Source organism: Enterococcus sp. AMC2644 (genome assembly GCF_058216475.1).
The window spans coordinates 144,707-166,167 of sequence record NZ_CM177095.1 but is presented as its reverse complement, the minus strand read 5'-3'; the positions used below and the strand labels follow the sequence as shown (position 1 = coordinate 166,167).

Sequence of the window (21,461 nt, the reverse complement as noted above, 5' to 3'; positions counted from 1 at the left end):
GGGATACAATGAACGCAGATGTGATTATTAAAAATGCTTGGGTCTTTCAAACACCGACTCGAAGCTTTGTAAAACAAAATGTTGCCATCAAAGGGAACAAATTTTATTATATCAGTGCTGCCGACATAGACAATCTTTCTGCAAAAACGATTGAAGCCGAGAATCAATATTTGATTCCCGGCTTAATTGATATTCACATGCATATTGAAAGTTCTATGACGACACCAACTATCTTTTCTGAAACTGTTTTACGTTATGGCGTAACTACAATTGTAGCTGATGCGCATGAAATGGCTAATGTTTTTGGCTTAGAAGGTCTTAAAGAATTTATGGCTGCCAAAACCACTTTGGATATTTTCCATGCAATTCCATCTTCTGTTCCATCAACTACACCGGAGTTAGAAACAACTGGTGGGATTATTGGACTACCCGAGGTGGAGCAATTATTGCAAGATCCGCGAGTGATTTGTTTAGGTGAAGCAATGAATTTCAAAGGGATTGCTTATGAGCCAGACTCTTTAATTGCTCAAATTATTGATTTATGTAAAAAAATTCGTCCAACGATGCCGATGGAAGGCCATATTCCTAAAATTTATGATCAAGAGCTAGCAGATTTCTTGTATAGCGGAATTTCTTCGGATCATACGCATCAGTTTCCTGATCATTTATTAGATAAAATTCAAGCAGGTCTTTTTATTCAATTCCAAAATAAATCAATTACACCTGAAAACATGGCAGTTATTCGAGACAATCAGTTGTATGATTTTGCTTGTTTAATCACAGATGATGTGATGGCAGATGATTTATTACACGGTCATCTGAATGAAAATCTAAAAAAAGCAGTCGCTGCTGGATTACCAATTGAAGAAGCCATTTATATGACAACATACACACCTGCTCGCCGCATGAGTTTATTAGATCGTGGAATGATTGCGCCTGGCCGAATAGCAGATTTTATTTTACTAGATAATTTGGCAGATTTTTCGATTGCTCAAGTGTATAAAGCGGGTCAAAAAGTTTTTGAAAAAGGAGATCCATTTGTTTATCCACAAACTGTAGAAGAATTTCCCAAAGTCTATCAACAAAGCGTGAATTGCCGTCCATTAACAGAAGCAGATTTAGTATTAAAAGTTGAAACAGATAATGAAAAAGTTCGTTGTAATGTCATTCAGAAACAAGTTATAGGTACATTCACTGAAAGGATTACCAAAGAAATTGCCGTAGTGGATGGTGTATTACAAATAGAAGCAGCCAATATTGGTCACTTACTTGTCATGGAACGCTATGGTAAAAATGGTAATATCGCTCATGCTTTAATGGAACAACCTTTGCAGCATAAAGGAGCGATTGCTACGACTTGGGCACACGATCATCATAATTTAATGGTGATGGGCAACGATTCAACCTCTATTTTAGTAGCCCAAAAAGAGTTATTAGCAATGCAAGGTGGTTATGTGGTTGTCCATGATGGTCAAGTCGTAGCAACCTGTCCATTACCAATTGGGGGTATTTTATCTCAAGCGCCAATTGATAAGCTTGGGGCTGACTTAAAACAAGTTCGTTTGGCCATGCAACAATTAGGGTATGAAAATATGAACGAAATTATGTCCTTTTCAACATTATCCTTGCCTGTTTCACCGGCAATTAAGGTAACCGATAAAGGAATGATGGATACGAAATCACAAACTTTCTACCCATTAGTTTTCCCAGAGGACGGTGTATTACATGCGACAGCTCATTAAAAATGTTCATATATTGACTATTGATGATCAGATGAGTGAAATTTCAAATGGGTATGTTTTAATTGAGGATGACGTAATTCAAAAAATAGGGGAAATGAATGATTGTTTACCCTTTGCTCATACGATTACTGATGGAAAGAATGGAATCTTAATTCCGGGAATGATTAACACGCACACACATGTAGGGATGATTCCGTTTCGTTCTTTAGGAGATGATGTACCGGATCGTTTACGTCGTTTTTTATTTCCATTAGAACAAGTTATGACAAAAGAACTAGCACAAGCTTCTGCTCAATATGCTGTGGCAGAAATGCTTTTAAGTGGAGTAACAAGTTTTTGTGATATGTATTATTTTGAAGATGCGATTGCTGAATCTGTCGAAAAGATGGGGGCTCGAGCGATTTTAGGCGAAACAATTATTGATATGCCAACATGTGATTTTCAAACACCTGAAGCAGCTCTTACGTGGTGTGAAACGTTTATTGAAAAATGGCAAGGACATCCATTGATTATACCAGCCATTGCTCCACATGCGACCAATACGAATACTCCAGAAATCTTAGCTCAAATCGTCGCAGTCGCGCAACATTATAACGTGCCCATTACAATGCATGTAGCAGAAATGACCTATGAAATGGAAGAGTTTGCGCAACGTTATCAGCAAACACCGATAGCTTTCTTAGACGAATTAGGCTATTTTGAACAAAATTTTATCATAGCTCATGGTATTTTTACACAGCCCAGTGATTTTGAATTATTAAAGGATAAAGCTTATTCTGTTAAAGTAGCCCATTGTATTGGTGCCAACACTAAATCAGCAAAAGGGGTAGCACCAGTAAAAGATATGTTAGAGCATCACTGGTGTGTTGGTTTAGGAACAGATGGCCCAAGCAGTGGCAACACCTTAGATTTATTTACGCAGATGCGCATGTTTGCTAACTTTCATAAAACTCATGAGCATGATCGTGGGTTATTTCCTGCTAAAGAGATTGTTAGTTTAGCAACAAAAGGTGGAGCACGAGTGTTAGGATTAGAGCATTTAGTCGGTACTATTGAAGTGGGAAAGAAAGCTGATTTAACATTGATTGAAACAGAATCGATTAATATGTTTCCTATTTTTGATGCATATTCAGCCTTAGTTTACTCTGCAAATGCAAGTAACGTTTCGTCTGTTTGGGTAAATGGTTGTCAGCTAGTCCGAGAAAAACAACTAGTTAAACAACAAGTTCCTGATTTGCGTCAACAATTGGTACAGAATATGACGGAGTTTGTGAAAGAAGCACAGCGTCGTTCAGAAGCAGTAAACTGAACAACACCGCAATCCTATTCAGATTGCGGTGTTGTTTTTTCTATAGAATCATCTAGCCAATTAGTCACAATAATTTTTAAAATAGCAGCGACAGGAACCGCAAGGAACATTCCTAGGATATTTAAGTAGGCACCGCCGATAGTAATGGAAATAATAATGATAATTGGATTTAAATTTAATGCACCACTCATAATACGAGGGCCGATAATATTTCCATCAATTTGTTGTAAAACAATCAAAGCAAATAAAACCGATACTGCGTGACTTAATCCACCTGTAAAGAAGGAGATAATTGCTGTCACAACCGATGCGAAAATTGAACCAAAATAAGGAATCATATTACAAATTCCTAACAATAAACCTAATGTGACGGCGAATTTCACATTCATTAATAAAAGTAAAATTGAAGCTGAAATGCCAACAATACAAGCATCAATAAACTGGGAACTAATGAATTTATAAAAAATTTTATTTGTTGTTTGAATCCAATGGCGACTACTGTTAAAAACGGCTTCTGACATTATTTTACTTGCTACTTTAGCGATAAAATCTAAAATAGAGTCTTTAAACAACAATGTATAGATTGAAATAATTACTGATAAAAAGAAATTTATAACAAACGAAGATAACCCTTTAGTCAATGCACCCAAAGAAGTTAAGGCTTGTGTCCATTGAAGTATCAATTTATCAGGAGAATAATCGGCTGTTAGGTTAGTTAACAACTCCTCTAAACGAATAAATTCAATAATTCCTTGATCTTCTAAATTCGTAGCTAAGTCAATCAAATAATTATAAAAGGTTGGTAATAAAGTCAATAAATCAATAATATTATTGATGATTAGCGGTACAAGATAATTTAATGCAATAAAAATCAAATAAATTGCACAAAGATATAAAATCAGGACACTAATGCCACGACTTCTTTTTTTTATAAACAACGTTCCAAATTTTTGACATAGCTTTTCAATTCTTTTTTGCAAACCATTTAGTAAATAGGCAAGAATAAATCCCATGATAAAAGGTGACAAAACATGGAAGAAGTTCCGTAAAGAATTTACTGCAATTTGGTAATTGGAAATGAATTTATATCCTAAGATGACCGCCATCAGAAATAGAAAACGAATAATCCAATAATTCCAATCAATTTTGATTTTTCTCAATCAGCAACACCTCAATTTCATTGTTTCCTTTTATTCTAACATAAATATTAAATGAAGGATGTAAACTTTTTACATTGGCTTATCCTTCCAGTTGTCTGATAAGGAAAGTTCATGATTTCTAAGTAATAATATGGCAATAGTTAATCGCATTCTTACTTCAGGGTCTTCCAAAGAAACATGTAGAATTTGTTCGATTTTTTTCAGGCGATAAATTACAGTGTTTCGATGTAAAAACAATGAACTTGCAACTTTATTAATGGCACGTGAATGGTAGAAATAATGATAGAGTGTTTCAATTAACTCAGTTTTTTCAATAGGGTTTTCCAATTGTAGCAAAGTGAGTAGATTATCTTCAATATAACTTTTTTGCTCATTAATAGGAATAAGCTGTAACAATTCTGAAATTACTTTTGGTCGATATTCAATTAGAGTTAGCTCGGGGGAATTAGTAACTAGCGTCAAGGCTTCATGAGCTTCTGTAAATAAAGTATGTGTTTGAATTAAAGGTAATTCACTATGGGAATAACCAATTACAAAGGTATACGGTTCAGAAATTTGTTCAGATAAAAATGCTTGTAAGTGATATAAACGTTCAAAAGTCATATCTAGTGAAGGAATGAGAAAAACTAATTCTTCACCGTTAATGAACAGCTGATAGGTCAATTGCTCTTCATCTAAAAACCACTTTAAATAGTCATGAACTCTTCGGATTAGTTTGTAGCTGATTAAATGAGAGTTAACGGATTGACGGATGGAGACAATTGCGCATTTATGAAGTGTTAAAGTATCAATTTCTTGCAAACGTAGTTGTTGCACTAGTACCGATGAATCAATTTTTTTAGAGATAATTGAAGTAAATAAATCATTTTTTATTTGCCGTTTGGCTTCTTCATTGATTAAAGCACGTAATGTAGAAAAGCCTAGTAAATTTACAATTTGTTGTAACAAAAGAGTGGCTTCTTTGTTTCCACGTTCATAATCTAGTATTCCTAAAAATAAACTATTTGATTGGAAATCTGTATTGATAGGTAATAAGGCAACGGTGTGATTTTCATAGGTTCCAATAAGCGGTTCAGATAAATCTAATAATTTTTGTGTCAAAGTTATTTTCAATGTCTGTCCAATATGTTTTGCATGAATATCAATATTTTTACTAGTGTAAGTGACTACATAATGCGAATTGATTAAAAACAATTCTTTATTAATTATCGTAGAAATTTTTTCTAAGAATAGACTCGTCGGACCCTCTTCTAAAATAAAAGTTGATAATTTACTAGTATGCTCGATAATTCGCGTTAAAGCATTTGATTGTGATTCTAACAAGCGGTGTAATAAATCACGGACAACAACAGATAAACCAGTATCTTTTGGCAATAATAAAACAGGGAATCGTAATTCGTTTGCTACTTCTAACACTTCTTGAGGAATTTTTTCAAAATAGCGTTGATCTTTAATTCCAATTGCGGCACATTTTCGTTGATCCATTTCTCTAATTAAGCTTGTTAAAGATGGAATATCTTGGTAAAAGTGAAAACCCGTTGTTACTAATAATTGACCTTCAACTAAAAAGTCAATAATATCAGGAGCTTCCATCATTCCCACCGTAGTAACTTCTCTAGTTAAATCGGCTTTTTGATTTGCGACTTGAATATAATGTGTTTCATCAGCATTTAATAAGGAATAAAGTTGCATAAAATACGCCTTTCTTTGTACATTGCGCACTAAAAAAATAAATTTTTGGTATATTAATACAATGTCTAATTGTTTGTATAGAGTTATACTATACAATATATAAAATGGCAAGGAATAGGAGGAATATAAATGAAAGAATTGAATATTAGCAGCCGTTTAATTATGACACCTGGACCAACGAGTGTGGATCCTCGGGTTAGCAAAGCCATGGGATATAGTATTTTAGGTCAATTTGACCCAGCTTTTACGACCATTATGAATGAAACGATGACGTTAATTCGCCAAGCATTTAAAACAAAAAATCAGTGGGCTTTTCCGGTTGACGGAACTAGTCGAGCCGGTTTAGAAGCTGTCATTAACAGCATTGTTTCACCTGGTGATAGTGTCTTAGTACCGATCTTTGGTCGTTTTGGACATTTGTTTGTAGAGTTATGTGAGCGAGCAGGTGCAAGTGTTCACACTATTGAGACAGAGTGGGGGACAGTTTTTCAACAAGAACAGATTATTAGTGCTATCAAAGAAATAAATCCCAAAGTCGTTGCCTTGGTTCACGGTGAAACATCGACTGGTAGAATGCAGCCGTTAGATAAAATCGGTGCTGAAGTTCGTCAACAAGGTGGCTTTTTAGTTGTAGATGCCGTAGCAACTTTTATGGGTGTTGATTTTAAAACAGATGAATGGCAAGTAGATGCAGTTATTGGAGGCGCTCAAAAATGTTTGTCTATTCCTTCAGGGATTACACCGATTACTTTCAACGATCGTTTTGCAGAAGAAATTAATAAACGGAAACGTGTCGAACAAGGCGTGCGAACTGAGACAGATTGTGTTGAAGAAAAATTTATTACTAGTAATTACTTTGATTTAACACAGCTGATGGATTATTGGAGTGAGCGCCGTTTAAATCATCATACAGAAGCAACTGTGATGGTTTACGCACTAAGAGAAGGTTTACGAATTGCCTTGGAAGAGGGATTAACAAACCGTTTTGAACGTCATAGCTATCATCAACAAGCGATTAAAGAAAGTCTACAAGTAATGGGATTTACTATTTTTGGTGACGAAAAACATCAAATGACCAATATGACATGTGTTGAAATTCCAAAAGGGATTGATGGTGAGGCGGTACGCCAATTTCTGCTAACTGCATTTGGAATTGAAATTGCATCAAGTTTTGGTCCAATGCATGGAAAAATATGGCGTATTGGTAACATGGGATATGTTGCAGAAAAAAATAATATATTACTATTTCTAAGTGCTTTCGCTGCAGCAGCTAATTATTTCAATATGCCGAATATTGATACAGAAAAGGGACTATCTTTTGCCTTTAACTATTATTTGAATGAAAAATAGTTTTGTTAAAAATAAACAAAGCACGAAAGAATAAAAGACTGTTTTTTTGAAAGAAACCCTTTTCTTTTGTTGGTCTTTAGTTAAAATAGACAAATAAAGAATTATTATCATACTGGATGACTAATTCTTTATAAAAATAAATTAGTTATAATAATTCTTAATAAAAAATAGGAGTGTGGGGTTATGAAAGGATTATCATTTATAACGAAGTCGACTACAACGCAAATGGTTATTGCGTTAATTGGTGGTATGGTTTTCGGAACAGTTGTTGGTGAATGGGCAGGCAACTTAAAATTTATAGGAGATATATTTATTCGTTTAATTCAAATGTCAATTGTTGTCTTAGTTATGGCTTCGGTCATATCGGCAATTGGTGAAATGGCTCGTCAGAAAGAGACAAATACCTTTGGAGTGAAAATGGGCGTTAATACCTTTAAATGGATTTTGTTTTTCACAGTGATTGCATCGGCATTAGGATTCTTATTGGCGACAATCATTCAACCAGGTAAAGGAATGATGACAGCTGAAAGTTTAACAGTAGAAATTCCTGAAGCATTAGGCTTTCAAGAAACCGTAACGAATTTTGTTTCAACAAATATTTTTCAATCAATGGCATCAGCAGATATGATTCCAATTATTATCTTTTCTGTCTTTTTTGGAGCTGGTTTAAATATGCTCGTGAAGAAAACTGGCAATACATTAGTTTTAGACGGTGTAAAAGAAGTCCATACGATTGTATTGAATATCATTCAATTAGCAATGAAGATTGCTCCAATAGGTGTGTTTTGTTTATTAGCAAATGTAGCAGGAACAACCGGGTTGCAAATTATTTTTCCAATGATTAAGTACTTAGGTATTTTATTAATTGGTGTTATCCTAATGATGGTAATTATGGCGGTAGTAGTTGCGGTACGTTGCCGATTGAACCCAATGTTACTTCCCAAAAAGTTTATGGATATGTCAATTGTTGCGTTAACAACAACTAGTTCAGCGATTACGTTTCCTACAGCATTAAAAGATTGTGTAGAAAAATTCGGTGTGCGACGTGATGTCGCTAATTTTACTATGAGTGTCGGAATGACCATGGGAAGTGCTGGAGCTGCCATGTGTTACGTTGTAATGATCTTATTTATGCAACAAAGCGCAGGAATTGAATTATCACTCTTGAAATTACTTATTGGTATTGGACTATCAATTATGCTAACGTTGGGAACTATTACTGTGCCTGGAAGTGCTGCAGTTGTTGCTACATTCTTAGCCACTTCTTTAGGATTACCGTTAGAATCAATTGCCTTATTAATCGGCGTCGATTGGTTTGCAGGGATGTTTAGAACATTCTTAAACGTAAATAATGATGTATTTGTTTCTTTACTAGTTGCAAATAGTGTGGATGCTTTAGATAAAGATGTATATAACAATCAGAAGACTGTTTCTATTGGTAAAATAGAAGAATAAAAAGAATGGTGGTGAATAATTTCTTATTCACCACCATTCTTTTTAGTTTAGCGAAAATATTCTGTATATTTTTTTAAAAGTAAGTAGTCTTTCTCTACAGTAGAATTAATGCTCACTTTGTCACCAAAGAGGCTACGTTTTGAGTTTTCCATCACGCGATGATGAATATTATTGTCAATTAAATATTCAATTTCATCCTCCCGAATGTCAGCACTATCATCAGCTATTCGCATTTGACTGTAATTAAAGCGAAGATGAGCAGCATCATTGACTACTTTTTTAAATTCAAGCCGATCAACTTTCATTGCAGGTAGACCTCCTGTTTTATTTATATACGATAGCTTAAAAGTTCGAATATTACAAATAATACATAGTAATTTTATACAATTTTAATCTTTGGATTTAATAAAGGTACTATTTATATATTTATGCTATATAAAAATATTGTGAAAGAAATAAAATTAGAAAGTATTTTTTTAATGGTATTAAGTTAGTTTTATGGATATAATTTCGTAGAGAACGCTAATTATTTACGAATATTTAACGTCTCAATAAGCAGAAGAGCAGGTAATAAATGTAGCTTAAAATACTGTACATTTTCTTGGAAAAAATTCAAAAGTGACTAACAAATATAAAAGCATATTAAATTTCGATTCCTTTAGTCTGTAAATTATCTAAACATTCCATCAAATAATTTTGATTATGTTCAGCATAGATGGGCTTTGATAAGGGTTCGGTATTTAAGACTGTATAAGGTTCGCATTTAATCCCTCTGTAGAGAGGATTACACCACAAATCTGTTGGTTGATAACCTCTGCGTACCATTTCCTCCATGACTAATTGATGGTATTGGTATAATTTATAAGGTGAATAATTAAAAACATAGTTTACTGTAGCATGTTTTTTGCCCCAACCATTGCCTCTTAATGCACAACATTCTCTGTGTTGACCTAATAATTGTTGTCTAGGTAAACGCACAATTAAATTTTCATGCCATAATCTCAAAGTAACACACCTCATCATACAAGTTTTTCTTATTATAGTAGTCATTTCAAGTGGTTTTGTAAACAGTTAGGCTAGGAAAAAATGCCCACGCTAAAGATAAAAGAGTGGATATTTTTATCTTCATCTACAATAAAACAAGATAACTCCACTAATTGTTTCTATCGATAGTACGTATGCTGATTAGGAAGCAATTATTGTAGTTGATGGTGTATCATCAGTTATGCAAATAGATGAAATAGCAGAGCGTCTGAAAGCTGGACAAGAATACAAAGGGTGATTCGTTTAGGGGATATGTAACAAGCTGATTGGCACCGTGGCTTTTTCTGCAGCCCCAGGGTCCTGCTTAATTAGAGTATCATTTATTGCTGTAAGCTGAATAGAGAGGGCTGATTTCAAAAATATTTCTCGACAAGTATTATTACAGTAAGTCATGTTGCTATTTAAAAAAGAATGGCTAGGTTTTCTCACAGTATGCTAACGTCCTAATGTAGTCAAAAAGTAATTATTTGGAAACCTATATACCTAAAAACGTTCCGTATCCGACCACTTCAACTCGTTCGAAAATTCCACATGGCGAATCTCATCATAACCAACTTTGGTACTTCCTACAAAGATACCCAATTCGTCATAACCTCTGATAAATCCTACGGTATCAGGTTTGTAATAACCGTTCAAATCTCGTTCTTCGATTTGAATGGCGACCTGTTTATTTTTCAACTGTGCTTCTGACAAAATTTTCCCAATCTCATTTATATCCATTTGTATTTTTTGAAGTGGTCGGTTGGCTTCAGCTGTTTTCTGATTATGTAAGGTATCCGTATGTTCAGATAGATAAAAACCTATCCATTTCATCATTCCTCTATCATTATAATTTTCTCCATATGACATGTGATTCATCCTTTCAATTAATGACCACCAATTTTGTTACTTCGACTAATTGCGGTTGCGCCTGGTATTAGTGAACTGGCATGAATCAATGATTTGAAACCATACCGACTACGAATTTCATCACACAAATAATCAAGTTTTTCTTGCTGAAGGAACTTTTTAGAATCAGCAAATAAATCTAATTGAATACTTGTTTGATAGATTAGTTTTGAACAAGAAACCGCAACAGTCCGCACGGAAAAATGTTCATAGTGATCATAAAATAATTTGAGCGCATACTCGGTTAGTTTTTTTGTATTTGCAGTAGCAGGGATTTTCATTTGCCGTGAAAATCCGCTAATTAAATGTGTGTTAGAATAACCAATGCTCAAGCTGATACATTCTGTCTGCGCATGGATTTTTCTTAATCTAGAAGCGACCAAATCGCTCATTTCGCGAACAATAATTTCAATTTCTCGAATATCTGTGTAATCTCTTAATAATATTTGAGAATTTGAGATCGATTTTTCTAATGGTTTAAATTTTTTATCTATTTGACTACGGTCAATACCATTGGCATGCGCATGTAACTGCACTCCGATTGCTCCCATACTTGTTTTAAGCAAGAAGGGGTTATAATTGGCCAAATCTCCAATCGTATTGATACCCTTATTATAAAGACGTAAAGCAGTCTTTTCTCCAATTCCCCAAAAGTCAGTTAATCGATCAATAGTCCAAACTTTCGCAGGCACGTCTTTATAACGCCATTCTGCTATCATGTCAGGATTCTTTTTGGCTTCATTATCAAGGGCGAGTTTTGCTAAAAGCATGTTATCTCCAATCCCGACAGTCGTATAAATACCAGTTTCTTCCAAAATTTTACGCATAAGCGCTTTAGCAAAAAGCTTCACATCAACATTTTCATAAAGAGTTTTTAATTTATCATAGCGGATAAAAAGCTCATCGATACTATAAACATGAATATCTTCATCAGGTACATAACGTTGGATAACATTTACTATTTCACTATTTTTATCAATATACATTTGCATGCGAGGAGGGACGCAAATTAAATCTGGGTGAGGTGGTAATTCATATTTACGAGTAACATTGGATATACCTAATTTTTTCTTAGCCATTGGGGAAGCTGCTAGGACTAAGCCTCCATCTCTATCTGCACCAGAAAGCACAACAAGCATTGTTTCCAAAGGATGTAATCCGCGAGCAACACATTCAGCAGATGCATAAAATGAGGAACAATCAATACAAAGATAATCGCCGTGAGGCTCAAATTTATAATCAAAATACATATAAATTCCTCCTTACAAGATGATTATACGAATGTACGTTCCCTTTTGCAAGCGAACAAGATATTAAATTAAAAGATTATTTTTCAAAAAAATAAATTTTCGTGGGAAAAAAGAGACTGAGACACCCCCCAACGGAAATACCGGCTCTATAATATATGGGACTGATGAATCAGAAATGATTCTTCAGTCCCATCTTTCATTTTAGGTATTAAAAAACATATCGTTCTCCAGTATGATTAAATCACGACAAATAATTAACTGAGAGGACGATATGCTCTATGAATGATTCTATCAAAAAAATGCTACGAATTACAGACAAATATTTAACAATTAATGATGTGGCGTATGAAATGTGCCATCGTAAACAACACCTTGTCATTGAAGCCACCCTTTCTCCCTCTGCTCATGCTTGTACGAATTGTGGTTCTTCAGTGATTGATGGGGCAGGCAAGACCATCGTTGTCAAAAATGGCACAAAGAAAACCGTCGTCCGTTTTGATCAGTACCATCATATGCCGCTAGTGATGCATCTGAAAAAACAACGATATACATGTAAAAATTGCCACCATCATTGGACTGCCCAAAGTCACTTCGTTCGTCCAAGACATTCTATTTCCAATCAGGTGAAATTCAAAATTATCTCTTTATTGACCGAGAAGGTTTCATTGTCTTTTATTGCCAAGTTGTGTCATGTTTCTTTGCCCACTGTCATTCGTACATTAAAAGAATTAAAAAGCTATTTACCGAATCATTCAAAGAAGAGCCTTCCTAAAGTGCTCATGGTCGATGAGTTTCGCTCGCATACTTCTTTAGAAGACAAAATGAGTTTCATTTGTGTAGATGGGGAAACTGGTCAATTAATCGATATTTTGCCTTCAAGAAAACTGACACGATTAACCACCTATTTTCTACAGTGTGCCAACCCAGAAGCCGTGGCGTTTTTAGTGACTGATATGAATGCCGCTTACTTTCAACTAACAAAAACCGTTTTTCCTAATGCCAAATTAGTGATTGATCGTTTTCACATCGTCAAACATATGAATCAAACATTTCAAGATTTTCGTTTCCGGTTGATGAAAGAACTCGACACATCTGGGCGTAAAACGGAGGCTCAAAAATTAAAAGCGAACTGGCGCTACCTTACTAAAAATAGGCAAAGAATCAATCACTCCGAATACAAGACATGGCGGAGTTTCCGTGCACCTAAATATCCGTTCCTTACCGAAGCAATGATGATAGACCGACTACTTGCCTATTCCGCTCCTTTGAAGGCAGCCTATGATATCTTTCATGAATTGACAGATGCTTTTCGAGACAAGGATCCTCAGCTTTTTTTCACACAGCTAAAAGAACTTCCAGAGACATTAGACGAGACGTTTCGAAACAAACTACAAAATCTTTTGGATTATGAAGAAGGGATTCGAAATGCCATGATTTACTCTTATTCGAATGGGAAAATAGAAGCGAAGAATACACATATAAAAACCTTAAAACGCGTATCTTATGGATTTAAATCATTTGAGAACATGAAAATAAGAATCTTTCTGATCAATCAATTGATTAAAGTAACATAACAAAAAAATCCAAACCAGAAGTTCTCACGTTCTGGTTTGGATTTACCTCAATCGAACTCATCAGTCCTTATTGACAAAGAGCCCGGATACCGCTGTGTTGTTTGTCTCAGTCATTTTTTATTTTAATTGATATTAGATTTTTTCGTAAATAATTTCATATTGGCTATAATTTCAAATGAATACGCAAAGCTTTTATATACAAAAAAACAGTCACATAAAAAAAAGAGTACAGCTAACAAGGCAATTATCACATCAAAATTATTAATTAATAATTTTGATATTCCAACTGTTAAAAAAATTAAAAACAAAGTAAAAAACAAAAAAATAAGAAAAGAAACAAGAGAGAGAAAAAAAGCGATTCGTTTATTCTTTTTTGTTTCTAAATCAGGTGAAATAAGCTCATCAGCAAAAATTACAAATCCACTTAAATATTCTAATAAAAATTCCATATAGATTCCTTCTTTATCCCTAAGGCATATTTTACTTTCGAGTTTAAATTATATCTTATTTTTTACGAAATGTATAAAACATGATAAGAACAACTAGTGTTTCAGTTAATATTAAAAGTGAAAAAGAAGATATGCTCAATGTGATAACTTCAAAATTAAAAAATGTCAATAGTTTACTTAGTACATAAAGTGCTATGACGCAGATAATTGTAAGCTTCCAATATCCTAATTTTTCTATAATCGCTTTATTAGAAAGGATTTTTAGTGTAAAAACAACTCCAATAAAATTAGTATAAAATGAAAGTTTCCTCTTTCCTAGTATCAAATCTATTCCACCAGCAACTACAGTAACAAAGAGACATAGCTGAAGTATTTCATAAAAGCGTTTTTTAAACATAAAAGCATCGCCTCTTTTTTTACCGTCTTTAATGTAGTGATTGGTATTTTTATTGGGCTGATTGATACTTATATCATCATTAAGGGTGAGTTAGCTATTTTTTTCTTTTTTTAAAGCAAACCAGTAAGAGACAATACCTAAGACTAAAAATATTAGCGCACTTAGTAATAATGGAAAGTAAAAATAATACATAAAATATTTCCATATTAAAAAAGATAGAAATAACAGTATAGATAATGATACGTATATTGTAGCCGAAACTACCCACATAAAAATCGCCTCCTATTCGAACTATAGACTAGAGATTCCCATATTGTTTGTATTATACAGTTAAATTAGCATACAGATCAGAAAATACTGTTCCATATATGTCAAAACCTATTAATGATTATTATCTGTGTAACAAGCACTTGCCATCCCTAACAATAGCCCACCAAAAATCCCTAGTAACAAATCTTCGTGATTCGTAAAGATAACCCCATGATTATTGAAAAAGGAATATATATATATAATTATATATGCTAATAAAAAGACTAATGTACTGGCCGTTAATATAGGTTTAATAAGTTTTGTAACTTTTATTGATAAAAATAAAGGAATAAGATAACCTATAAAAAACATATAAGCTACTGGAAATAGAATATTAAAATATAAATATTGAAAGACCGGTTGAATTTCTCTAGGGTTATAATTAGTTATAAATACTTGAGCTAGGATAAAACTGCAACTTGAAATTAATGGATAAACTTGATAAATTTTTATTTTTTTCATCTGCATTATACCCCGCTTCTGATTTGTTTTTTCGCAATGAATATACCATGAGAAATAAGAAAGAAACCATTTTTATCTCAAACGTCGTAAATTCATGCCTGAACGTCGTATTTTTTTATAAATTACTGATTTCAATATTGATTAATTTATCTTTGTCGTTTATTAAAATAAAGTTTTGTGGGAAGAATGGGGGAAAATAAAGAAAAAAGGGTTTAGCAATTTTGCTAAACCCTTGATATATCTACTTCACATCGTCATCCATTTTAAGAACTGCCATGAAGGCGTCCTGTTTCTGTTAAAATCCTCTACAGTAGTGAGTTTACTTAACTATACTTGTTGATACTTTTGAACTATAGCATTAAAAAGAACTTAAATGATGTTTATAGGTTTACAAATATCTTGTAATACTAAGGTGTATTTGCTGCGTGGGTGGCAAAATGTTGGCAATTTGTTTTTTGCCGACAAATTTTTTTCTGCCAACACAGTTAATTTTGTTGTGTTCGCTTCATTCTTTCCGTAAAAATATCTACCGTATCGGTACGCATTTTTTTAGTCACGTGTACATAGGTATCCATAGTGGTAGAATTTCTCGAATGTCCCAATCTTTCCTGAACAGCTTTAGATTTTGCTCCATCTTCCAAAAGCATTGTAGCGTGAGTATGTCGTAAAGAATGGAAGTTAAATGGAAAGTGTAGTAATTCCGTAATTCTTCTCGAATAATGCTTAATGGAATTTGGAGTTACTGGTTTTCCGTTATCTTTCGTGCAGACAAAATTTGAGTCATAATAGTGTTGTCCATATCGTAATTTATTTTCTGATTGTCTTTTTTTCATTCTCTTTAGTTCTGCAATCAATATATCGTCAATTGCGATTGTTCGATAGCTAGAATCTGTTTTAAGCGGTCCAAGTTCCCATTTTCCACCTTTTACTGTGAGCATTTGTCGATCAACTGTTAAAGTTTTTTTCTCAAACGAAATATCTGACCACATTAATCCCGCTGTTTCTCCACGTCGCAAGCCCGAATGAAAAGATAAAACAACTGGCATATGAAAAGGGGAAGCGTATGGATGTAAATCTAATATTTGCTGGTACTGTTCTAACGTGATTATTTTTAAATCTTCTTCTTGAGAGCTAGCTTTTCGAGGGAAATTAGGTAGTTCGATATAAGATGTGGGGTTATTTCTTAGCAATTCGTAAGGATAAACTGCACGTTTAAATGCGCCTTTTAACACAGTTACGATGATTTCTACGGTATGCTTGCTTAACGTTTTACCAAAACCATTGGGTAATTTGTCTACAAAGCTTTGTACTTTAGCTGGGGAAATAGCTTTCAGCTTGTACTTACCTAACTCTGGCTTTATATAATTTTCAATCACACCTTTGTAATTATCTTGTGTATTTGGACGAAGGTTGCGAACAACATAATCATCAAACCAATAGTCAAAATAGTCTGCTACACTAGATTTTGATAAATCAAGTATTTCTCCATTTTCATATGAATCAATCGCTTTTCTAAGAGCTTCTAATGCTTCCGCTTTTGTTTTTCCTCCAGGACGTTCAATCCGATTTCGTTCACCATTTACTCTAGCTCCTTCGAAAGAATAGTACCATTTCTTTCCACGCTTTCTGACAGATCCTTCCATAAAAAATCAACCTTTCGTATTTATTATATTTTTATCCGATATTCGCGTGATTATTCGTGTGAAATCACGCGAATAAGAGAGATGCCCGTATTTTTATGTTTTAAATACAAACGTATGTTCTTTTTTGGGTTAAAAATAATAGCCAAGTAGGCCATTATTTTATTATATAATTCTTCCTTTATAAGATGTAATCATGTATAATGAGTTTGAAATCGATAAAGATTTACTCATTTCCGTTTGAGCCGACCCCCTGGAAAGGTTGACGTAGTATAGCGTCATCTGTATCTATGGTTGGCTTTTTTTATGAATATTTAATGAAATCATATATTCTGATTAATCTTCTTATGTCACTAGTTGTAGTGAAATTTTTTTCATTTAATTTACTCTTAAGATATTCACCTAACTCTTCAATATTATTTTTATTGAAATGTACTAATGCTAAGTTTTTAGCTTTTTCTTTTCCTCTAAGTGCTTTTTCTATAGTCATATCTTCTCGTAAACTTCTTTTTTCTTTACGTAATGATTGTGGAAGAATTTTATTAATGCTATTAAATCTATTTAAATTATTTTTTACAATCAAAGGTAATTCTTCTACATCAATATTTGATGTATATTTTCTTATTGGCAAAAATCCTCCGCTCTTGGGTAAAGCATATGGAAGAGTTTTAGTTACAAGTAAATCAATTTGAAAATTACCATCATTAAAAACAGCATCTCTATAAATTTCTTCAGGTGTAACAAGCTGATAACCGTTTTTAGCTCTTTCCATAATTCCAAAGCCATAAACAAACTCTATTTTTTCCATTTCTTCAGAAGTTAGCTCTTTGTTTGGAAGAGCTAATAGCATACGCCCTTTAGGATCATTAGTTAATACCAAATTATACATATCTTCTTTTACATGTCTAAGTAATTTAATTGGATATTTGGCTTTATTTTCACTTAGTGCATCGTATAAAAGACAATAGTCATTAAGTGCTATTTGTTTAAATGTAATCGTACGGCCATTGTCAAAAGTAATTGTATGAGTTGAAGACGAATAATGAGATTCTTTGCTATCCCAAACTACATAAAAAAGTCTATCTTCAATTTCTTTTAATTGTTCTGTTGTTAATGACAGCTGAATGTCATTTAATATAGTTCGGATATCTTCATCTCCAATAGAATATCCAATAAAAAAAATAGGATGTTCGACAAAAATCGTTAATAATTTAGCAGCAATATACTTATGTTTAGCTTCTATTTGTTCATAATCTGATGTATTTATAAGGATAGAGTCAGGTTTATTCATACAACCATGTATTTTATAAATTTCTCCTAAATCATATTTAGTATGAAATAGTAACTCCTCTTGAGAAGAATACACTTCGTAATCAAACAATTGTTCTTGCAAAGTGTCATAATTAGTTGTGATAATTCCTGCAATAGAATTAGGTGCTATACTTTTGATTGCATCGATTTCATTTTGGCGTTCAGGTAAAAAGTTATTAAAATGTTCTAGGTAACAAGCAATTTCAATTTTTATAGGGGGAGTGGAGTAGCTTTCGATAAGATGCCAATAACGATTTCTGTTTTCTTCGAAACGTTCATCATCATACCAAATTTCGTCTAAATCATCTGAAATAAGATCGCAAAGATAGGACATATGCTTATTATAATCAGTATCTTCATTATAAGTTTTCGATGCAATTCTTTTTGCTTTCTGGAATCCAGTTTTATTCTGATAAGTAAGCTCGGCAATGTATTTTAGTAAATCTTCCCAAGTAGGAGTATTTAAATATCTTCTAGAAAACCCAGAACCTAAAAATAGGAAGGGCATAGAGTCAGCTTTAGTTAACAGTGGCTTCAAAAAATCATTCATTAAATTACCTCCAGTTAATATATACTATAAGAACATCATAACCCCCTCGACGGAATTGAACCGCTGTCACCAGCAGGGGAGAAGAAAAGCCCGAAGGCTAGTTTCTTTTTTATGCTTTTCTCTCAAATACCTGATTGCAATTATTACAGAAAAATTGATTTTTCCCTTTTTTCCCTGCGAAACCAGCTAGCGCTCCAATTCCTCCTGTTAAAGCGGCACCCGCTGCAGCTTTACCTACAGAGAAAGACTTACGATTGTTTTGCATAAATTGAACATCCGTACTTTTACAATGAGGACAAATGATTGTATTTTTTTCTTTCCTATTTTCAACAACCAAGTTTTCTTTTTCAATTATTTCAACATCGAGTAAATTAAGAAATTCTTGTACTTTTGAAGTCTGTTTTTTTGTATATCTAAAAACATTTTTTTTGAATATATCTTCAGTTTTAAAATCTTCTCCTTCTAAACTGAAATAAACAGAACCATTTTCAAACGGACTGAAAGGCCGTACATAAATACAATTTATATCCTCAATGTTCAATGAGTATTTCCCAATCTTGATAGTATTTCCGTCAAATGTAACAACTTTTTTAGGAGTTAATCCAAATTTTTCTTTAAACATATATATCAACCTTCCATTCTTAGTTTACTGAATTCCGTATTTTGAAAAACCTAATTGAATTTCTCCAGATGTTTTCATTTCATTTGGAGTATTACGTAGAGCTTCTTCTTCGCTCATGCCTTCATACTGCATTTTGTAAGCAGCAGGAGACATACCATATTTATTGACAAAATCGGTTAAATTTGTAGGTTCTTCTAATACAACTTCTTGGTTATATTGTTGATCGTATTCTTGTTGGGATATAATATTGCCCACATCGTCTAAAACTAATCCATTTTCATATAAAGCCATACCAAATGCTTCCCATTCTTTATTAGACCAATTTTCCCTATCCGCCGGGGTAGAAGTAAGTGTTCGCTGTTTTAAATCTTCATAGTTTTCTTCTTGTTCGACAGGTTCTGGTTCTGAGTATGTTTCTTGCAATACAGGTTCGATGCTTTCGTTTTGAACTGGTTGTTCGTTTGAACTAACAGTTGTACTACTAGTTTTTTCTGATGAAGTTGTTTTTTCCTCTGTATTTGTTGTAGAAATCATAGTTGTTGAGGAAACTTTTGTAGATGATTCAGTAGCTTGATTACTATTGCTTGTTTCAACTGTTTCTGATTTTTTATTGGAACAACCAACTAATAGGATAGAACTAACCAAAAATAATCCCTTGATGTAACTTTTTTTCATTCGATTCCCTCCATTTTATAAAACCAACTATTTTCGTAACTTCATGTAAATTTTTTAATTTAACCAATCAACTATATCAATTGTTCCATTGGCACGAAAATAGAAAGTGTAGTGATTATATTTTAATTTCCCGTTTTTACTTCTAGCATACACGTTTACCGCACGCTGCAAGGTCTCTATAGGGATTTCTAAAAATTCCGCACATTCCCAATAGGTAATCAACCCAGCCTTATAACAATCTAATAGTTCCTTTGGAGATACAATTAAAGTAGCCCCTAAGTCACGAGCTTTTTGTTCTTGTTTTCGACTTTCGGGGTCGTCAGTATCTGAAATATCTCCAACAGAAGTTAGATAATGGCCAATTTCTTCCGAAACAGTTCGAACTAACTCTTTGGAAGATTGACCAGGCCTTAAATAAACAACTTCACCAATAATCAATCCATCTTGATGGATTGGCATTAGTGGCTCCATTTTATAAGTTAGTTGCGGGAATGAACACATGAGTTTTTCAACAGGACTCAATAAATCCACCTACTTCTTGTTATGATCTCTCATCTTAATAAATTCTATGAAGTCTTGAACTTCTTTTTTTTGCTGCTCATTTAACCCGTCATCTACATGGGTCGCTATTAGAAGGTTATCAGTTCTCCCATGTAAGTAGTCCAAAGATACATTAAAATAATCAGCTATTTTTTCTTGAATTTCAGTATCAGGCATTCGTCTGCCTTGTTCATAGGAAGAGTAAGTTGTTCTAGCTACACCGAGTTTTCGAGCCATTTCTACTTGTGTTAATCTTTTTTCTTTTCTCAGTTCGGTTAATTTTTGAGCAAACATATATCTCACCTCCGTATGTTTCTTTATGTATTATATTACTACGCAATAAGCGTATAAAAAAGAAAAATAAAAAAATGTGTCAAAAAGAGTATAAATGTGTTGACTTGTGTCAAAATGCGTAGTAATATGAAAGTACGCAATACGACACACAAGAAAGGGGTGTAGATTATGGATTGGTTAGTTAAATTGCGAAATAATATGAATATGACCCAAGCAGAAGTTGCCGAAAAAGCTAAAATGCCTAGGACAACTTACACTTCCATAGAACAAGGACGAAGAAACCCATCGGTTAAGAATGCTATGCGAATCGCGTCGGTTTTAAAATTTGATTGGACTATTTTTTTTAAAGATGAACTACGCGATTCGTCGCACATTAGTTCAGTTGAAAAACAGGAGGAGGTGGTTTTATGAAATTTTTTAAACGAAATAAAGAAAATAAAAAAATTACAACATATCATCCAATGGCTGAATCTATTAGTACAGCCATTTGGAAAAACGGTTCAGTTCCAATTGGAATTGAAATTAGAATTGCACGTCTGGATGATAAAACAATCGATGAAGCCCTTTTTGAAGAAATTATAGTTACATGGTATCAAGCATTGAACGGGAAAATTGAACTTCCAGATGATTGGAAAGACGTTAGCTTTTCAACTGAAAAAATTCATAATCAAGCTGACAATGGTCACTATCGCTGCAATAATCGTTCCGATTGATTTATAAAGAGCTGATTTCCCTTTGGAAGTAATCA

General features: G+C 33.4%; 22 protein-coding genes. 7 read left to right on the top strand and 15 right to left on the bottom strand.

Annotated features, from left to right (window positions below):
- The first annotated feature begins 8 nt into the window (after positions 1 to 8).
- A complete protein-coding gene (locus AC4BC5_RS00860) occupies positions 9 to 1,742 on the top strand; it encodes an adenine deaminase C-terminal domain-containing protein (protein WP_490496299.1) in 1,734 nt (577 codons plus the stop codon).
- Positions 1,726 to 3,051: an amidohydrolase gene (locus AC4BC5_RS00855; RefSeq protein ID WP_490496298.1), complete on the top strand. Its 1,326-nt coding sequence runs from the start codon at positions 1,726 to 1,728 to the stop codon at positions 3,049 to 3,051. Before AC4BC5_RS00860 ends, AC4BC5_RS00855 begins: the two co-directional genes overlap by 17 nt.
- Positions 3,052 to 3,065: 14 nt before the next feature.
- On the opposite strand, the gene AC4BC5_RS00850 is transcribed toward AC4BC5_RS00855, so the two are convergent.
- Both AC4BC5_RS00850 and AC4BC5_RS00845 read right to left on the bottom strand, forming a co-directional pair.
- Positions 3,066 to 4,211 (bottom strand): AI-2E family transporter, encoded by a 1,146-nt coding sequence (locus AC4BC5_RS00850; RefSeq protein ID WP_490496297.1) that lies wholly within the window; start codon positions 4,209 to 4,211, stop codon positions 3,066 to 3,068.
- A gap of 69 nt (positions 4,212 to 4,280) precedes the next feature.
- Positions 4,281 to 5,903: a PucR family transcriptional regulator gene (locus tag AC4BC5_RS00845; RefSeq protein WP_490496296.1), complete on the bottom strand. Its 1,623-nt coding sequence runs from the start codon at positions 5,901 to 5,903 to the stop codon at positions 4,281 to 4,283.
- A 129-nt stretch (positions 5,904 to 6,032) separates the two neighbouring features.
- Between AC4BC5_RS00845 and AC4BC5_RS00840 the strand changes: the two genes are divergently transcribed.
- Both AC4BC5_RS00840 and AC4BC5_RS00835 read left to right on the top strand, forming a co-directional pair.
- The gene (locus AC4BC5_RS00840; protein ID WP_490496295.1) at positions 6,033 to 7,253 is read left to right on the top strand and encodes a pyridoxal-phosphate-dependent aminotransferase family protein; all 1,221 of its coding nucleotides are present in this window, start codon (positions 6,033 to 6,035) and stop codon (positions 7,251 to 7,253) included.
- 183 nt (positions 7,254 to 7,436) lie between these two features.
- Positions 7,437 to 8,708 carry a dicarboxylate/amino acid:cation symporter gene (locus AC4BC5_RS00835; protein ID WP_490496294.1) on the top strand — a complete coding sequence of 424 codons (1,272 nt, stop codon included), beginning with the start codon at positions 7,437 to 7,439 and terminating at the stop codon, positions 8,706 to 8,708.
- Between the two features lie 47 nt (positions 8,709 to 8,755).
- Here the strand turns inward: AC4BC5_RS00835 and AC4BC5_RS00830 are convergent, their stop codons facing one another.
- From AC4BC5_RS00830 to AC4BC5_RS00815, 4 genes are all read right to left on the bottom strand, one after another.
- Positions 8,756 to 9,013, bottom strand: a complete 258-nt coding sequence (locus AC4BC5_RS00830; RefSeq protein WP_490496293.1) for a hypothetical protein — start codon at positions 9,011 to 9,013, stop codon at positions 8,756 to 8,758.
- Positions 9,014 to 9,350: 337 nt separating this feature from the next.
- Positions 9,351 to 9,713 (bottom strand): TIGR02328 family protein, encoded by a 363-nt coding sequence (locus AC4BC5_RS00825; RefSeq protein ID WP_490496292.1) that lies wholly within the window; start codon positions 9,711 to 9,713, stop codon positions 9,351 to 9,353.
- Positions 9,714 to 10,235: 522 nt separating this feature from the next.
- A complete protein-coding gene (locus AC4BC5_RS00820) occupies positions 10,236 to 10,568 on the bottom strand; it encodes a hypothetical protein (protein ID WP_490496291.1) in 333 nt (110 codons plus the stop codon).
- Between the two features lie 50 nt (positions 10,569 to 10,618).
- Complete coding sequence (locus tag AC4BC5_RS00815; protein WP_490496290.1) at positions 10,619 to 11,890, bottom strand: Y-family DNA polymerase; 1,272 nt, start codon at positions 11,888 to 11,890, stop codon at positions 10,619 to 10,621.
- 278 nt (positions 11,891 to 12,168) lie between these two features.
- Between AC4BC5_RS00815 and AC4BC5_RS00810 the strand changes: the two genes are divergently transcribed.
- On the top strand, positions 12,169 to 13,464 hold the full coding sequence (locus tag AC4BC5_RS00810; protein WP_490496289.1) for an ISL3 family transposase: 1,296 nt from the start codon (positions 12,169 to 12,171) through the stop codon (positions 13,462 to 13,464).
- 122 nt (positions 13,465 to 13,586) lie between these two features.
- On the opposite strand, the gene AC4BC5_RS00805 is transcribed toward AC4BC5_RS00810, so the two are convergent.
- From AC4BC5_RS00805 to AC4BC5_RS00765, 9 genes are all read right to left on the bottom strand, one after another.
- The gene (locus tag AC4BC5_RS00805; RefSeq protein WP_490496288.1) at positions 13,587 to 13,913 is read right to left on the bottom strand and encodes a hypothetical protein; all 327 of its coding nucleotides are present in this window, start codon (positions 13,911 to 13,913) and stop codon (positions 13,587 to 13,589) included.
- Positions 13,914 to 13,968: 55 nt separating this feature from the next.
- Positions 13,969 to 14,310: a hypothetical protein gene (locus AC4BC5_RS00800; RefSeq protein WP_490496287.1), complete on the bottom strand. Its 342-nt coding sequence runs from the start codon at positions 14,308 to 14,310 to the stop codon at positions 13,969 to 13,971.
- A gap of 381 nt (positions 14,311 to 14,691) precedes the next feature.
- Positions 14,692 to 15,087, bottom strand: a complete 396-nt coding sequence (locus AC4BC5_RS00795; protein WP_490496286.1) for a hypothetical protein — start codon at positions 15,085 to 15,087, stop codon at positions 14,692 to 14,694.
- Between the two features lie 479 nt (positions 15,088 to 15,566).
- Complete coding sequence (locus AC4BC5_RS00790) at positions 15,567 to 16,724, bottom strand: tyrosine-type recombinase/integrase (RefSeq protein WP_490496285.1); 1,158 nt, start codon at positions 16,722 to 16,724, stop codon at positions 15,567 to 15,569.
- Between the two features lie 301 nt (positions 16,725 to 17,025).
- Positions 17,026 to 18,582, bottom strand: a complete 1,557-nt coding sequence (locus AC4BC5_RS00785; RefSeq protein WP_490496284.1) for an SIR2 family protein — start codon at positions 18,580 to 18,582, stop codon at positions 17,026 to 17,028.
- A gap of 109 nt (positions 18,583 to 18,691) precedes the next feature.
- The gene (locus AC4BC5_RS00780; protein ID WP_490496283.1) at positions 18,692 to 19,204 is read right to left on the bottom strand and encodes a hypothetical protein; all 513 of its coding nucleotides are present in this window, start codon (positions 19,202 to 19,204) and stop codon (positions 18,692 to 18,694) included.
- Positions 19,205 to 19,228: 24 nt separating this feature from the next.
- Positions 19,229 to 19,879: a hypothetical protein gene (locus tag AC4BC5_RS00775; RefSeq protein WP_490496282.1), complete on the bottom strand. Its 651-nt coding sequence runs from the start codon at positions 19,877 to 19,879 to the stop codon at positions 19,229 to 19,231.
- Between the two features lie 54 nt (positions 19,880 to 19,933).
- Positions 19,934 to 20,338, bottom strand: coding sequence for an ImmA/IrrE family metallo-endopeptidase (locus AC4BC5_RS00770; protein WP_490496281.1), 405 nt, complete (start codon positions 20,336 to 20,338; stop codon positions 19,934 to 19,936).
- A 72-nt stretch (positions 20,339 to 20,410) separates the two neighbouring features.
- Positions 20,411 to 20,713: a helix-turn-helix domain-containing protein gene (locus AC4BC5_RS00765; RefSeq protein ID WP_490496280.1), complete on the bottom strand. Its 303-nt coding sequence runs from the start codon at positions 20,711 to 20,713 to the stop codon at positions 20,411 to 20,413.
- Positions 20,714 to 20,881: 168 nt separating this feature from the next.
- Between AC4BC5_RS00765 and AC4BC5_RS00760 the strand changes: the two genes are divergently transcribed.
- Together AC4BC5_RS00760 and AC4BC5_RS00755 are read left to right on the top strand one after the other, a co-directional pair.
- Positions 20,882 to 21,124, top strand: a complete 243-nt coding sequence (locus AC4BC5_RS00760; RefSeq protein WP_490496278.1) for a helix-turn-helix transcriptional regulator — start codon at positions 20,882 to 20,884, stop codon at positions 21,122 to 21,124.
- Positions 21,121 to 21,426, top strand: coding sequence for a hypothetical protein (locus AC4BC5_RS00755; RefSeq protein WP_490496277.1), 306 nt, complete (start codon positions 21,121 to 21,123; stop codon positions 21,424 to 21,426). The genes AC4BC5_RS00760 and AC4BC5_RS00755 overlap by 4 nt, the downstream gene beginning before the upstream one ends.
- The last annotated feature ends 35 nt before the right edge of the window (positions 21,427 to 21,461 follow it).